We start from the raw sequence: 16436 nt of genomic DNA on the forward strand, positions 1-16436 counted from the left end.
TTATATAAATATTTTTAGTCATTAATGTCAATATACTGCCCATATTATTACGACATCCGGAATAGTAATTAGGGTATAAATAGCAAGAATGAAAAATATGCAGATAGTATTATTCAGTAATTTCGCCACGTGCTAATTTTTCTAATGGCAATAAGGCGTTATAGATAAATGTATTCACAGGAATTGATACATTATTTTCTTTTCCGATTCTCACTATGGTTCCTATTTGATGTTCAATTTCTGATGGCCTTCCGTTAGCAATATCCCTATGCATAGAGGTACTTCCAACACCTTGCGGTAAATTATCAATTCTATCTTGTATCTCTTGATAAGGAACATCTATATTCAGACTTTTTGCGACTGCACGTGTTTCTTCCATATTTTTTACCCACATTTCAACGACACTTGGTATTTGTCTCCACACTGGTGAATTACTTCGTGTTATTGCTCCAGTAGAACCTAATGCCGAAACGGCCATTAGTTTTGCCCATTGATCAACTTGAAAATTTTCCGGTACTACTGCATTGAATCCAGCATTATTTAATGTAGATTGTAATGAAAGTAAACGTTTAGTTTTTTCATTATTTGTTTCTGCAATTGTTAGTTTAGGGTTGTTTGCCATACCCCTAACAACACCTGGGCTTATTACTTGTGCTCCAAAGTGACAAATCCCTTCTAAAACTTTTTCTTTTCCAAGAATTTGTCCTATTCTTTGTGATGCAGTTAGTCCATTTTGTGTTTGCACTATTATCGTATTTTTATCGATCAAAGGTTTTATCATTTCGCTTGCAATTTCTACAGCATCTGCTTTAACACAAATGATTATTGTATCTACAATACCAATTTCTTTAGGATCATCAGTTATGTGTATTGGGTTTACATTATAGTTATTATTTTCAGTATGAATTGTTAGACCTGAGTTACGTATTACGTTCAGTGTCTCCCCTCTTGATATAAGAGAAACTTCTTCTCCTGCATTAGTTAATCGGCCAGCTATATATCCACCTATTGCTCCAATGCCAAAAATTGCAATTTTCATTAATTCTCCTTTTAATTGTTTATGTTAAGATTTCCGTATTAGATTATTTTTAATACGCACAAATAATGGTAGTACTTTGAGTGACAATTTATCAATTCAAATATTGGATTATTATACATGGGAAATTCCTGATTCCGAAATAGGTCAAGGTTTATTGTTAAAGACGAATAGAGGAAGCATAAAAACTATTGTTCATCAATCACCACAACTACAAACAGATAAAGCTATTATATGGGTATGCGGTGCAAATGGAGGATTTGAAGGCCCTGCTAATGGGATGTATAGAACAATTTCAGAATCTTTAAAAAATACCATTAGATCTATAAGAATGGATTATCGAGAACCAAATGTATTAAGTGAATGTGCATTAGATATTTTATCAACTATAACTTTTTTAAAATCTTTAGGACATTCTCAAATAGTATTAGTTGGACATTCTTTTGGAGGAGCAGTAGTCATAACTGCTGCAGAATTTTCTGATTTAGTAATTGGAGTAGTGGCTTTATCAAGCCAAGGATACGGCACCTCTACAGTTGCTAATATTTCGCCTCGATCATTACTTTTACTCCATGGTGGTTCAGATACGCGTTTACCATCTGAAATTTCCGAAAAGATATATTTATATGCAAAAGAACCGAAAGAAATAAAAATTTTTCCGGGAAATAGTCATGGCCTACGAGAATCTTCTGATGAAATTACATTGTTTGTAAAAAATTGGATTCTTAACATATTGGAATAAAATTCAAATAATTATTATAATTATACATATAGGATTTACAATTAAGCTATGTTAATAAACCCCACAAAATTTATAGCCAATTATTTAAACCAGATTTCTGTAGGTTATTTAGTTGTTTCATTTCCAGATGGTTCTAAAAAATCTTTTGGCGATATAAGTTCTGACCTACAAACAGAATTACATATTCGAGATAATACCCTTTTAAAAAATTTATTATTTCGAGGTGAAATAGCCTTAGGAGAGGGATATATAAATGGTTTATGGGAATGTGATAATATTGCTAATCTACTTAAGCTATTTGTTTTAAATTTCAAACAAACAGGAAGATTAAAACCAAAATTTCAAGGAATATTCACTTTATTAGACAAAATTTCTCATCGATTTAAAAGAAATACAATTACTAAAGCTAAAGATAACATTTCAGCACACTATGATTTAGGAAATGAATTTTTTCAAACATTTTTAGATAAAAATATGGTTTATTCATGTGGTTTATTTGAGAAAGCTGACGATTCTCTAGAAGTAGCTCAAAAAAATAAAATACAAGAGATTATAGGGCAAGCAAGAATACAATCAGGCCAGAGGGTATTAGAGATTGGTTGTGGATGGGGGGCTTTTTCACTGACATTAGCTCAACAAATGGATGTTAGTATTACTGCAATTACTATATCAGAAGAACAGTATCATTTTGTTAAGAAACTTGTAGCAGCACATGAATTAACAAATCGTATTGAAGTCAAATTAGAAGACTATCGAAATTTAGCAGGGCAATATGACCGAATAGTTTCTATTGAAATGCTTGAAGCTGTTGGACATGAAGGGTTAACTGATTTTTATACACAATGTAGTAATTTATTGAGTGACGATGGTTTGTTATCAGTTCAAGTAATTACTATGCCTGATTCCCGTTATGAAAGTTACAGAAAAAATGTCGATTTTATTCAAAAGTATGTTTTTCCTGGGGGGCATTTACCTTCTTTAGGAGCACTTAATCATGCTTCATCAATACAAAATTCTTTTTCTCTTCAAAACATGAATAATATTGGCATACATTATGCTAAAACATTACATTCATGGAATCAAAACCTACAACAAAATAAACAAAAAATTGTTGAACTTGGCTATCCAGAAAGATTAATTAAAATATGGGAATATTACTTTGGTTACTGCCAAGCAGGATTTGAGACGTATTTATTAGATAATTTACAATTGGTATATTCGAAATAAGGAAAAATATGTGGTATGAATATTTTCTTGATAGGGGTTTAATTCCATTTCCGTTAGTTAGATATTTTATTAATAGATTAAATGGTCGAACTTATTACAAATTAAAAAATATTACAGAAGAGGATCGAAAAGTATTTTCCGAATTAATTTCAAAAGGGCCTATAGCCTATGATACTGAAATTGCAAATCAACAACACTATGAAGTCACCTCGGAATTTTTTCAATCGATTCTCGGTTCACATTTGAAATATAGTTCTTGTTACTGGGATGAGTCGACAAGTAACCTTGATGATGCAGAGATTAAAATGCTAAATGTGTATATAGAGAGATGCGAAATTCAAGACGGATTATCAGTATTAGATTTAGGGTGTGGTTGGGGGTCGGTTACTTTATATTTAGCGCAAAAATTCCCTCATTCGACTTTTACATGTATATCTAATTCTGAGACACAAATAAATTATATAAAAAATATAGTTGATGAAAAACAATTAGAAAATGTAATTGCAATAAAGTCAGATATTAATGAATTTAATCCACAAGAAAAATTTGACAGGATAATTTCAATTGAAATGTTTGAACACATGAATAACCTACAAGAACTATTACGTCGTATTTCTCTCTGGATGACTCCTGATGCTATTTTATTTATTCATGTATTCAGTCATAAAGATACTCCTTATTTTTTTCTCGATGAAAAATCTTGGATGGCAAAACATTTTTTCCGTTCTGGTATGATGCCTAGCTATGATTTGTTTGATAATTTTTCTGAAGAATTATTATTACAGGAATCATGGTTAATTAATGGAACCCATTATCAGAGAACTCTTGATGAATGGGAGAAAAAGTTACTTAGCAATAAAGAAAAGATATTAAAAGTCTTTCAAAAGGATGTTGGTAAAAAACATTCTTTAATTCTTTGGCGAAGATGGCGCATCTTTTTAGCAGCATGTTCTTCCCTATTTGGGTTTAATGCAGGAGATGTTTGGTTTGTTGCTCATCACAAATTCCGTTTGAGAGAAAACGGATGAGTAAAATTGCGATTATAGGATCTGGTGTATCAGGTTTAACGGCTGCATATTTGTTGAATAAGAAACATGATGTGTATTTATATGAACAAAATCAATATTTCGGGGGCCATACAAATACTATTTCTGTTCAAGAAAATCCCAAATCATCAGTCAATATCGATACTGGGTTTATTGTATTTAATTCAAAAAATTATCCTCTATTTTTATCACTCTTAAATAGTTTAAAAGTTCCATATTTTTTATCTGATATGTCTTTTGCATATTATGATCCGAAAAGATCATTAGCCTATTGTGGTGGACGTGGAATATATAGTTTACTTGGTACGTTTAAAAATATATTTAATATTTCTCATTTGCAATTTTTATTAGGTATTAGAAAATATTCGCGCAAAATGGTTAAGGACCAAAAGGTCGGTTTAACAAAAAATAAAACTTTATTTGAATATTGTTCTGAATTTAATGTTCCTCAGAAAGTTGTAGATGATTATTTTATACCTATAGGCTCTGCTATTTGGTCTTCACAAATTCATGATATTAAACAGTTTCCTGTCGATGCATATATAACATTCTTCCAAAACCATGGTTTGTTATTTGAAGACAGTCCACCAATATGGTATTCAATTGAAGGAGGTTCCCAACGTTATGTTCAAAAGATAATTAATCTTTTGGGTAACAATGCTTATCTATCCTCTAAGATTAATTCAGTAGTTCGTTTTTCCGATCACGTAGAAATCGGATTAGATAATGGCCATAAATATAATTATGACAAGGTGGTTATAGCTACTCATGCAAACCAAGCAATTAAAATGTTACAAGAACCTACCAAGCTTGAAAAAAAACTTCTTTCAGTTTGGGAATATAGTGAAAATGATACAATACTTCATAGTTATGATAGATTTTTACCACAGAATGATAGATTGTGGGGATCATGGAATTTTTTACAAAGAGATAATGATAATTCGATAGTTACATATAATATGAATAGGCTTCAATCATTAAATTCTAATACTCAATACTTAGTCACATTAAATTCTGATATAGAAATCCCTGAGAAATATATACATTACAAAACTAAATATACACATCCTAGATATACACAAGAATCAATGAGTACTCAAGAGCAACTACCATTATTAAATGGTGTAAATAATACATATTTCTGTGGTAGTTATTTTGGATATGGTTTTCATGAAGATGCAGTTAAGTCAGCTGTAAATATTGTCACAGAAATTGATGGATCTTATGAATTCTAAAATAATGTTCGGTCATTTAATGCATACACGAAAAAAAATTCATCAATTTAGATTCCGTCATTATTTTTTTGCTCTTGATCTGGATGAGCTTGAATCCTTAAGTAAGCATAAATTATTTGGATGGAACAAAGGATGGTTTTTTTCTTTTTTAGATCAAGACTATCTTGGACAAACCACTGGTTCTATAAAATCAAAACTAAACTCTCGATTATCACATTTGGGTATTGATATAGAAAAATTAACTATTTTACTTGTTACTACACCCAGATTTATGAAACATACATTTAATCCAGTAAATTTTTACTATTGTTATACAAGTACAAAAAAATTAGAAAAAGTTATTATTGAAGTAAATAATACTTTTGGAGAAGCTCATTTATATGTTCTAGATAATCTAATTGAAAAGAATGGATACTTTATAGATTCCCATGCTAAGTTGTTTCATGTTTCACCAATGAATAATATGGAGGGGGTATATACTTTTTATTTTACCGACATTCTTAATACCAATCATTTAGATTTAGGTATCAATTTACACTATGAGGAAACACCTTTTTTTACAAGCAGATTCATTGGCAATGCAAAAATCTTTAGTGATAAATCGTTATTGTGGCTAGGAATTAGATATACTTTAAGTACTTTTTTAGCATTACCGAGAATATTAATACATGCTGGAATATTACATTACATTAAAAAATTACCAATTTTTTCTAAACCAGATCCGTCTAGCGAAATGACATATACTTCGACATATAAACCGTATATCAATGAGTTTAAAAAATAATGTTAAGCAATCTCACTCAGTACATAAAATCCGTCTGTCCATGTAGGTTCAGTTTCAAGATGTTCCATCATTTTTAAAAATGATTCATGTTGCTCAGGTCTATTTGCATTAGCAACATAAGCGTCTTGGCTTTCAAAAACAGCTACACCAATCCATTCGTCTTTTTCATCGGGATTCATTACAAACCATGCGACCATGCCTTCAGGTTTTGGCTCATTCGAATTAAAAGTTTTTGTTAATTCTTCTTCATGTCCTTTTTTTACACGTAAATTAAATATTGAACCGTAATACATTTTTTGCTCCTTTAATTTAGGTTAGGGCTTTTTGTAAATCAATATTTGAAGTAAGCCATAATTTAAGTTTTTGTTTTATAAATGATTTAATCCCAGGTAGTGGAGCGACTTTTGAACCAATTCCAAGAGCTTCAAGAATAATTTCACCAACAAGCCCATGGCAACCTCTAAAAGATTTAATCAATTGAAAAAGCTGTGCACGAGGGAATTTTTCTAGATATTTCAATTCTTTTCCGTTGCTCATTCCAAATACAACTCTTGCTATAAGAGAAGGATCGTCAGAGATTTGTTGTACATGCGTAATAATTTTCTTTAAGAGGTTTGCTACACTTCCGCCCATTAAAGGAATCCATTGTTGAGCTTTACTTTCGTATTGAGAAACTAATTCGATTTTATTTGCAGGCATTTCAAAGTGAGCTACTGTGAAAAGACATGGTTCTAATAATCCAGGATCGTCTTCAAGTTGCAATGCAGTCATGTCTCTGTATTGAACAGTATGAAGCGCTTCTCTACCTTTTACTTTTTGAAGAATCTTTTTTGCATTTGAACCGGTAGGGAAAAGAGAGGCTTGAAGTTCATACCAATAATCTGTTATACATTCCTGAAATAAACCAAATGTCGTTAATTGGACTGGCATCAACCCAGCTTCATGATTTTCTTTGTAACTTGTTTGTTCATCAGCTTCTTTTAGCATAAGATCTAGTTCATGTTCAGTATAACCAAAGTTCATAAGAATCTTTTTATGGGGATCAGCGTGGCCAAGTTCATCAGGTACCCAGAATCCATTTATATATGTTCTTAACCAGTCTGCGTTGTATAAATCTGCACCCAATCTAAATGCTTCAGCATATTGTTCAGTTAGAGATTCAGTTATCATTGAGAGTTTGAATGTATCTATAAAGTATTCTTCAGAGAATCCTGGTTTATATGAAAGTTGGTTTCTATCAACACAGTCTTCTAAACTCATGGAATCATATTCTGTCATGAAGCCACTAGTATTATTTAGCTGACTTTCAGCAAAATCATTAAGAATTTTATTTGTTTTTTCTGATAACTTATTTATCATCTTAAACAACGAATATTATTTTTCTGTTATTGTATTATTATACCAAAATATTATGTTTAATATGTGAATTTATTTTTTGTGAAGGTGGAAATTAATGAATGAAGAGGAATTAAATAGGTTATATGAATTATTAGATGCTTCATATACTGCTAATTGTATGTTAATTGGTAATGAATTAGCAGGTTCAAATGAAAAAATTGCTTTGTTTTCTTCATTTGCAACTGGAGGATTTTTTCTTGCTCGAAATATTCATCATTTGGAAGAAATAGATCAACTAATCAAAGACAATATAGGAATTAATTTAATTTCCCAAGTTTCTGAATTGTTATCGTGTTATTCAATTATTATTTTTGCCTTAAGAAGTCCTGATAAAAATCGTGGTAGAGAATTTTTTAACGAATTTATAGAAATTTTTGAAATGAATAAAAATAAACCAAAATTATCATTATTATTTGATCAAGCAGATCACGAGATTTCAACTAATACAATTTCAAATCAAGCTATGCGTTTTGTATTAATTACGGATATTATTAAAGAGGTTTTTACGACTAATTCTGTTATTGAATGGGGTGATATAAAAATACCATTAGAATTTGATTCATCTATCAACAAAGATATAGAAGATTATGATCAATTTGCAAATTACTGGATAGCTATGGAAGAAGAATGCTTTGAATTAGTATTAGAGGGTATAAAGGAATTCCAATCTGATAATGAATAAGCTACTTTTTTTGCTCAGGTTGTTTAAGAATCCAAAATAAGAATGTCGAGATTATATATATTCCACACATAAATTGCATCGCCAACACATAATCTCCTTGTTTATCTGCTAACCAACCTGTTAATAATGGACTCACAGCTGACATAATGCTTTGAATCATGGTAACACCTCCACGTAAGCTACCATAATTTTTTCTTCCAAAAAATTGTCCAACCAAAGCCCAGCCAATTGAATTACTAGACATTGCTATACCAAAAAAACAAACAAAAATAATACCAGTTACAATTCCATTTGGCCCATAAAGTATAATTAATGTTGAACCGATTCCTGCAAGCATAGCTAGCCCAGCAACTTTTGGCCTAGACCATCTGTCAGATATAAAACCCATAATTAATATTGCTGGAATACGTGCAAATGAAGCAGCTGGTACAAGAATAGCTGCAGCAATTTGTTCCTCTATACCTCTTGAAACTAAAATTGGTACCATGTGAACCATTATTGCTGATTGAGCTGTTAGTCTTAATCCTATAGCTATAGATAAAAGCCAATAAGTAGAAGATTGTAGTGCTTCTTTAATTCCAAAATCAATAAGATTTAATGGCTCATGATTATTTGATAAATCTTCTTCATCTTCAATATCAGCTTCGTGAGGTTTAGGTAATCTCATAAATAAAGACAATGGAATACCAATAACTAAAATAATAATTCCAGAAAATATACAAGCTACTCTCCAATTAAAAGAGAATATTATTTGAGCTATAACAAATGTTAATACTGTGCTTCCAATGGCTGAACCGACTGTGGACCAAGACATAGCAATTCCTAATCTCTTGCGAAACCATGCATTTATTGCAGCAGAGATACCATGATGTGGAATAGAAAAGCCAATTGTTAAAAATGTTAAAAAGGTAATAAGGAAAAACATATAAGTCGGCGCAATTCCAATTAAAATAAATCCAATACCACCGCTTAGAACTCCAGCTAATATTATTGCCTTAGGGCCATATTTATCTACTAAATAACCAGCAATAGGTCCTTCTAAACCACCTTCTAGACTGCGGATCGTAAAAGCTAGGGACATTTGGGTTTTAGTTAAATTAAATGTACGGCTTATAGGAAGAAAATAAGCCGACATGCCTGTATGATATAGACCGCCAAAAAGGAGCTGAAAAATAGCTGAAACTATTACAACTTTCCATCCATAATAATGGGTTTTTGGCTGTTCAGTACTTTTGTTTATTGTAGCCATTTGTACTTTCTTGTAAGACAGCCGAAAATGTAGATTCTATATTAAATACAGTTAAAAAACAAACTTATTATTGTATAATGCGAAATGTTGTAATTAAATAATATAAAACTAAATACATGAACAAAGGTCCTATTACATACTCATATTGGGTGGTTCCTGAAAAAGTCTTAGCAGGTGAATACCCCGGTAATCAAATGCGAAAAAGTGGAATATTTCGTGTGCTTAGAACGTTATTAGATCAATCTATAGCATTTATTAGGCACCCATTACAAGGTTGGCCTACTGAATATAAAAGGGTCAAAAAGCTTTTGAGCGCAGGTGTTACGAACTACCTTGATTTAACACAATCAGAGGAATTACTTCCATATGAAACATTATTGAAGAGAGAAGCAGAATTATTAGGTATGGTTGTAAATTACAAACGTGTTCCAATTAAAGACCAAAATATTACAACAATTGATGAGATTAATAAATGCATTTCATTCATTAATGAAAGTATACAATCTGGTAACAAAGTTTATATACACTGTTTACGAGGATTGGGAAGAACTGGAATGATAGTTGGTTGTTTTTTAGTTGATCAGGGATTAACTGGAAAACAGGCATTGAAAAAAATAACAGATCTTAGAAAAAGTCTTTTAAATTCAGTTTTGCCATCCCCACAAAATAAAAAGCAATCTGGAGTGGTAGAAAATTGGAAAAGTTAAGTGTAAATCAGATACATTTTTTTGATAATATGGTATAGTTTCAATGCTGTTTATGTTTTTACATTTTGACGTTTTTGATTGATGGATTAATGATAATTAATAATGACAAAAAATTAGGTTTTGATGATGTACTAGTCATTCCTAAAGTATCTACAATTAATTCTAGAAAAGATGTGGATTTAGATACTAATATTAAATTTCCAAATTCAGGTCTTGATTGGAATGGTATGCCTATTATGGCATCTAATATGGATTTTGTAGGAACATTTGAAATGGGGATGGCTTTGCAAAATTTTCATGTAACCACTGCTGTTAATAAATTCTATTCTACAGATGAGTGGGTGAACGCAATTAATCAAGGATTAGATTTAAACTACAATTTTATAACTTTTGGTTTAGATAATATTGAACATATCCATCAAAAGATTTCAGATATATCTGCTAGATCAAATAAAAGTCCTTCAGTAGCTGTTTTTGATGTACCAAATGGGTATATTAAATCATTTTGTGAATTAATTTCTATTGCGAGAAAAGAATTTCCTGAATTAGGTATTCTTGCAGGAAATGTTGTTACACCAGATGGGGTTAAACAACTAATGGAATCTGGTGCTGATGGGGTAAAAGTAGGTATTGGATCTGGTGGCGTTTGTAGCACATCTGCAACCACAGGTGTTGGTTATCCTCAATTAGCTGCCGTAATTGAATGTTCTGAAGAGGCAAAAAAATCCAAAGGATTTATCATATCTGATGGTGGGATTAAAACATCTGGAGATATAGTAAAAGCTTATTCTGGAGGTGCAGGATTTGTAATGTTGGGATCAGTTCTCGCTGGACATGAGGAAGGTAAGGCATCTCTAATAACCAAAGATGGAAAGTTTTACAGAAAATTTTATGGTATGAGTTCAGGAGAAGCTATGACTAAACATTATGGTGGAGTAGCAAATTATAGAGCTCCAGAAGGTATATCGATATTGGTAGAAGATCGAGGTAGTGTTGAGAATACTGTAAATCAATTATTGGGTGGAATTCGTTCTGCTTGTACTTATATAAACGCAAAAAACATTAGTGAAATTTTCGAGAAATCTACATTTATTACAGTGTAATTTAGTCCGCTAATTGATTCAAAGATTCATCAAACTCAGCAGGTGTATTAACTAAGTAACCAATATTGTTCAAACCTCTCATTAATCCTTTATCGTCCATACCGTAGCCAACTAACCAATGATCATTTTCTAAGGTAAAACAGGTATAATCTGGGCTAATATCTGTTGATCTTTTAGCAACTTTATCAACTAGTACTGCTACTTCCACAGTACTTTCTGTTATTGCATGAATTATATTTTTTACTATTGATAGTGTGATTCCAGTATCTAAAAGATCATCAATTAGTATACTTGGGGTACCTTTTGTAAATTTGGTTTCATAATCGCTAACATGGATAACCTCCGGCTTATCTGGGTTGTATGAATATTCATAAGCGCTTGCAATTATTGGATTAACTAACCATTTTTGGGGATTTAAAGATTCTAACTCAATCATAAGTTTTGTTCCAAAAACTATTCCTCCTGTAAGTACAGGTATCAAGTTTACTATTGGTTCATTTTGCCATTTAGTGTCAATTTCTTTAGCAATGAGCTTTATGTTTTTTTCTATGGTTTTTTCATCCCATAATATTTCTAAATCTTTCATACAATTATCCATTCTTTTTGTATGTTATACCTAATGCTTGAGGTTGGTTCCCTAGAATGAGTACTTTTAAAGGTTTTGGTAACCATTTACCTTCATTTTGATTGGCAATTTGTATTAATACAAGAGTTAAAATCATTAATGGGAAGGGGATAAGTGGTAATATTTGAGATAATCCAATTGTTACGGTTTGTAATTTTAGTGCTATTACTTGTAGTGCACTAAAACCATATACTCCTAAAGACGCACGAATAGGATTCCAGCCACCAAATATAACGATAGCTAAAGCTATCCATCCATAGTTTATTGTATGTCCTTCAGACCATCCATATTTTGCATGTAAACTAAATGCAGCTCCACCAATACCAATAAGCATACCGCCTAATGTAGAATAGATTAACCTTGTATATAAAACATTAATACCTCTGGCATTTGCAGCTTCAGGATTTTCTCCAACAGATCTAAGGTTTACTCCAAGTTGAGTTCTAAATAAGAAAAACCAAGAAGCAGGTATAAGTAATATTGAGGAAATAACTAATAAATTATTATTGAATAATGTTGGGCCAAGGTAAGGTATTTCATTAAGCAATGGAATTGTTATTCTATCAAGATATGGCCCTGGAATTCTGACAAATGATTGACCTAGAAAACTGCTTAGTTTCCACAAAAAGATCGTTAATATAAATCCAATAGCAATTTGATTTATATATAAATTCATATTTACTATAACTATAAAAAATGCAATCATTCCACCTAATAAAGCTGCGGCTATTACTCCAATAAGTAAAGAAGTTGTTGTAACTGTTACTGCAAAAGCCGCAAGAGCAGTTATTAAAAGGGTTCCTTCCATTGATAAATTAACAATACCGACTCTTTCAGTAATTGTTTCTCCAATTACTGCAAATATTAAAGGGCTAGACATAGCGATTATTGTGACAAATGATGCTTCGAAATTTTCCATTATTTAGCAACCTTATTATTAAAACGATTGACTAACAGCATATCAATTTTACTTGCTTTGATAATTAGCCAAGATAATACAAATACAGATTCAATAATATATGGAAAGCTTGAATCAAGTCCTAGTCTAAGTTGTAATTGAATTCCTCCTACCATAATGCTTCCAAATACAGTACTAACTAAAATAACTGTGAAAAGGTTTCTTCCAGCTATAAGTGCAATTAGTATGCCTAAGAATCCATAACCGCCTGAGATATTAGGGACTAATTTGTGATAAATACTCATAGCTTGAATTGATCCCGCTAATCCTGCAATGGCTCCTGTGATTAAAAATGCAATACAAATATATTTAACTGAATCAATTTTAAATCGCATTGTTGCATCTTTGTTTGCTCCTGTTGCTATTAAGCGTAGCCCCATTGATGTTTTATTTAATATGAAATATAAAACAAATATTACTGTCGAAACAATAATTAGCGGCCCAATTGGGAAGTTACTACCCTCAATACCAGGCATCCAGGATTGTGGAGGAAACAAATCAGTACCTCCAGTGGATGCGATACCTGCTCTTTTCCATGGCCCAATTACCAAATAAACAATTAATCCTGCAGCAACAAAATCTAGGCCAAGTCCCCCAAAAATTTCATGTACATTAGCTTTAGTTTTTAATAAACCGCATACTAATCCTAGGAAAGCTCCAAATGATGCACCAGCTAATAATTGAAAAAGAGGGGCAAAATCATTTTCTCCAATGGTTGTTCTGGCAATGAAAGTTGCTCCTATGGCTCCAAATAGTACTTGGCCTTCAATACCAATATTCCATAGACCAGTACTAAAAGTTATAATAAGAGCAAGTCCTGCTAAGCACATAATAGAAGTAATTAAGAGCGTTCTAGAAAATTTATCAAAGTTACCGAATGCGCCTTCAAAGATAGTTAGATATATTTCAATGGGTGAAGATTGCAATAATAGCAACACTACCGAAACTACTGTTATAGCAAGGATTATACTGGTTATGTTTTGTACTATTGATCTAATCATTATCTACCTGATATTTTTTGCATTGTCAGTTCTCTTGGAAGTTCTTTTTGAGTTCCATGAGCAACAATATCATCGTTATAAAAACAGATAATATAATTTGCGTAGCTGTAAATTTCATCAAGATCCACCGAAGAAAAAATTGTGATTACTTTTTCTTCTCTGGACTCTATTAAATTTGACCAAATATATCTTGCTGATTGAATATCTAATCCTCTAGTAGGTTGTTCTAACAGTAAAACTTGGGTTTCTTTGGGTATTAGTGAAAGCATTAGTCTTTGTTGATTACCTCCAGAAAGGTTTTGAGCTAAAGAGTTAGGTGTTCCTCTGATACCGTATTCTTCTATAAGATTTTCAGATATTTTTCTGATATTTGGCCAATTTATTACCCCATTAGTATCATGTATAAGAGCTACATGTTGCATAATATTCATATCCGAGAACAATCCTTTTTCAAGTCTGTCAGCAGGCACATAGGTGATAGCATTTTGATTAATGTGTGAATTGGTTTCTGTAAGAATTTTAGTAGAATAATTTGTTTTTGTAATAAAACTTTGGATAAATGAATCTGCGCCAGAGCCTTGTAATCCAGCTATACCTACGATTAAATTTTGATTTAATTGTAAATTTTCCGTAGTTTTTAATTGATTGTTTTTAGTTACTTCTATTGTTATATTTTGCGAATTTTCGGAATACAAGTTAAATGAATTTTGTATGTATGATTGCTCGCCAAACATAAGATTAACTAACTCATTAGGGTCGATTGGTAATGATACTGTTTGGGTTGCCTTTCCATTCTGCATAATCGTTGCTTTAGAGCATATTTCTAATATTTCTTCAATTTTATGAGAAACCAAAATTATACTATATCCATCATTTGCTAAAGTACGAAGAGTATTAAAAACTTTTTCTTTTTGTTCGAGAGAAAAACCACTAGTAGGCTCATCTAAGATAATTATTTTTGTTCCTTTTTCAAGAAGACGAATCAATTCTAACTGTTGTCTTTCACCAATGGATAAGTCTTTGATCAGTGAATTGGGTTTGATATCCCAATTGAATTGTTTTGAATATAATTCAATTGTTTGTTCTATCTTGGGTTTTGATAGAAATATTTGATTATTATGGGAGCCAGCTATAAAACTTTCTAACACGGTGAAATTTGAAAAATCTAATGGATCTTGACCTAAGATACCAATTCCTTGTTCAGTTGCATGGAGAGTGGATCCAAGAGCAATAGGGTTGTCATTGATAGATATAGTTCCATTATCTGGTAATAATTGCCCAGATAATATTTTGATAAGAGTAGATTTTCCAGCACCATTTTCACCAATGATCGCATGTATAGTACCTGAATCTATAGTAAAACTAATATCATCATTAGCCTTAATTTCGCCAAATTGTTTGCTAATATTTTGAAATTCTATTTTCATGATGGTTAAAGAGAAAAGGCGATTTCAATTTTTTGACAATCGCCTTTTCTATATATAAATATCTTAACTATTTCTTTTAAGCACTATCTCCAGTCATTCCTTCTAACAACTGTGGTGTATACCAAATATCTTTTAAGGTTGGATATGAACCAGCTGCAACAAAATTAGTACCATCTTGGTAATTGATAGGACCTTTATATAAGGTAGTAAGATCTTTATCAAATGATTCAATTATGCTCTCAAGTTTACCTTTTGATGTATCCGATAAGGCATCCCCGAAAATAAATCCAATCGATGAACTATCTTTGTCGTTAAAATCATCCAAGTTTGGTCCCACCCAATTGAATTCGGCTTCAAAGTGGTCGTGGGAAACGTCCTCAGCGACTTCTAAATAGGCGGGTCCCCAGTTAAAGTAAGGTACACCTAAACAGACCTTTGGAGCGAGTTCGCAAGCACCTTCGTAGTCATAACCAACCACCAGTACATCTTCTCCTGCGGCTGCTCTCTTGTCAGTTTCTATTAAAGCTTCTGGTGTATCAATATGTGAAATAACAACATCAACACCTGAATCATAAAAATCATTCACGACTACAGTAGGATCTAAAGTAACGCCAGGTATATGGAACCAAAATCCAATCCATTTTACTTGGAAGTTCAAATCCCCAGCTGCAACATTTTTTGATGCCCAGCAATCTTTTGCTCCAAGGTATGCTGCATTTGTTAATCTTCTTGTTTCGTCATTGATCAACGGGCCGAGGAATCCAATATTACCACTTTTTGATTCTAATGCTGCTGCACATCCTGCTAGATATTTACCATATTCCATTTGCGGCATAATGTTACCGAGGTTTTTTAGATTTGGTTTATATGCTTTTCCATCTGCCCAAGCACTATCACCAGACGACCAGATCATTGTTACATCAGGGTGTGCTTCAGCTGCAGCAAGTATTCCATCTTTCATATCGTCTGATGTGGCAAAAATTAATTCTGCTCCTTGATCAATCATATCTGCAGCAACTTGTTCAACAGTGGTGTTAGGAGAATCAGCTGGATTGATGAAGTCAGCGACAATCATCTCTGCTCCTAATTTTTCTTCAATGTAAGCTCCACCTTCAAAGTGAGCTTGGGACCATCCTTTGTCATCTCTAGGTCCTACGAGAATCATTCCGAACTTTTCAATATCATGGTGTCCGGCATGTTCATCCTTGGAATGTTC

Annotated in this window: 17 protein-coding genes; 8 read left to right on the forward strand and 9 right to left on the reverse strand. The window is 32.0% G+C overall.

The features are described 5' to 3' along the window. Window positions 1–109: 109 nt before the first annotated feature. The gene (locus tag FI695_04755) at window positions 110–1039 is read right to left on the reverse strand and encodes a 2-dehydropantoate 2-reductase (GenBank protein ID MQG51272.1); all 930 of its coding nucleotides are present in this window, start codon (window positions 1037–1039) and stop codon (window positions 110–112) included. Between the two features lie 76 nt (window positions 1040–1115). Between FI695_04755 and FI695_04760 the strand changes: the two genes are divergently transcribed. Genes FI695_04760 through FI695_04780 form a run of 5 tightly spaced genes read left to right on the forward strand, consistent with a single transcriptional unit; the run spans window position 1116 to window position 6070 of the window. Next, window positions 1116–1778: an alpha/beta hydrolase gene (locus FI695_04760; GenBank protein MQG51273.1), complete on the forward strand. Its 663-nt coding sequence runs from the start codon at window positions 1116–1118 to the stop codon at window positions 1776–1778. Between the two features lie 48 nt (window positions 1779–1826). Beyond that, window positions 1827–3005 (forward strand): class I SAM-dependent methyltransferase, encoded by a 1179-nt coding sequence (locus tag FI695_04765; protein ID MQG51274.1) that lies wholly within the window; start codon window positions 1827–1829, stop codon window positions 3003–3005. An 8-nt stretch (window positions 3006–3013) separates the two neighbouring features. Then, window positions 3014–4033 (forward strand): class I SAM-dependent methyltransferase, encoded by a 1020-nt coding sequence (locus FI695_04770; protein ID MQG51275.1) that lies wholly within the window; start codon window positions 3014–3016, stop codon window positions 4031–4033. After that, entirely contained in the window at window positions 4030–5286 is a 1257-nt protein-coding gene (locus FI695_04775) for a hypothetical protein (GenBank protein ID MQG51276.1), read from the forward strand. The genes FI695_04770 and FI695_04775 overlap by 4 nt, the downstream gene beginning before the upstream one ends. Beyond that, a complete protein-coding gene (locus FI695_04780; GenBank protein ID MQG51277.1) occupies window positions 5267–6070 on the forward strand; it encodes a DUF1365 domain-containing protein in 804 nt (267 codons plus the stop codon). Before FI695_04775 ends, FI695_04780 begins: the two co-directional genes overlap by 20 nt. Before the next feature lie 2 nt (window positions 6071–6072). On the opposite strand, the gene FI695_04785 is transcribed toward FI695_04780, so the two are convergent. Continuing rightward, on the reverse strand, window positions 6073–6363 hold the full coding sequence (locus FI695_04785; GenBank protein MQG51278.1) for a hypothetical protein: 291 nt from the start codon (window positions 6361–6363) through the stop codon (window positions 6073–6075). 16 nt (window positions 6364–6379) lie between these two features. Next, window positions 6380–7429 carry a hypothetical protein gene (locus FI695_04790; protein ID MQG51279.1) on the reverse strand — a complete coding sequence of 350 codons (1050 nt, stop codon included), beginning with the start codon at window positions 7427–7429 and terminating at the stop codon, window positions 6380–6382. A gap of 94 nt (window positions 7430–7523) precedes the next feature. Between FI695_04790 and FI695_04795 the strand changes: the two genes are divergently transcribed. Beyond that, window positions 7524–8150, forward strand: coding sequence for a hypothetical protein (locus tag FI695_04795; GenBank protein ID MQG51280.1), 627 nt, complete (start codon window positions 7524–7526; stop codon window positions 8148–8150). Between the two features lies 1 nt (window position 8151). On the opposite strand, the gene FI695_04800 is transcribed toward FI695_04795, so the two are convergent. Then, a complete protein-coding gene (locus FI695_04800) occupies window positions 8152–9399 on the reverse strand; it encodes an MFS transporter (protein MQG51281.1) in 1248 nt (415 codons plus the stop codon). Window positions 9400–9515: 116 nt separating this feature from the next. On the opposite strand from FI695_04800, the gene FI695_04805 reads away from it, so the two are divergent. Then, the gene (locus FI695_04805) at window positions 9516–10106 is read left to right on the forward strand and encodes a hypothetical protein (GenBank protein ID MQG51282.1); all 591 of its coding nucleotides are present in this window, start codon (window positions 9516–9518) and stop codon (window positions 10104–10106) included. Window positions 10107–10171: 65 nt separating this feature from the next. Next, window positions 10172–11209 carry a GMP reductase gene (locus FI695_04810; GenBank protein MQG51283.1) on the forward strand — a complete coding sequence of 346 codons (1038 nt, stop codon included), beginning with the start codon at window positions 10172–10174 and terminating at the stop codon, window positions 11207–11209. 1 nt (window position 11210) lies between these two features. On the opposite strand, the gene FI695_04815 is transcribed toward FI695_04810, so the two are convergent. The 5 genes from FI695_04815 to FI695_04835 all read right to left on the reverse strand — a co-directional run. Continuing rightward, window positions 11211–11807, reverse strand: a complete 597-nt coding sequence (locus FI695_04815) for a hypothetical protein (protein MQG51284.1) — start codon at window positions 11805–11807, stop codon at window positions 11211–11213. Then, a complete protein-coding gene (locus FI695_04820) occupies window positions 11800–12753 on the reverse strand; it encodes an ABC transporter permease (GenBank protein ID MQG51285.1) in 954 nt (317 codons plus the stop codon). The genes FI695_04815 and FI695_04820 overlap by 8 nt, the downstream gene beginning before the upstream one ends. Continuing rightward, window positions 12753–13793 carry an ABC transporter permease gene (locus tag FI695_04825; protein ID MQG51286.1) on the reverse strand — a complete coding sequence of 347 codons (1041 nt, stop codon included), beginning with the start codon at window positions 13791–13793 and terminating at the stop codon, window positions 12753–12755. The genes FI695_04820 and FI695_04825 overlap by 1 nt, the downstream gene beginning before the upstream one ends. After that, complete coding sequence (locus FI695_04830) at window positions 13793–15220, reverse strand: ATP-binding cassette domain-containing protein (protein ID MQG51287.1); 1428 nt, start codon at window positions 15218–15220, stop codon at window positions 13793–13795. Before FI695_04830 ends, FI695_04825 begins: the two co-directional genes overlap by 1 nt. A gap of 76 nt (window positions 15221–15296) precedes the next feature. Continuing rightward, on the reverse strand, window positions 15297–16436 hold a 1140-nt coding region (locus tag FI695_04835; GenBank protein ID MQG51288.1), incomplete at its 5' end, for a BMP family ABC transporter substrate-binding protein.

This window comes from SAR202 cluster bacterium, assembly GCA_009392515.1.
GTDB lineage: Bacteria > Chloroflexota > Dehalococcoidia > Lucifugimonadales > UBA6952 > UBA6952.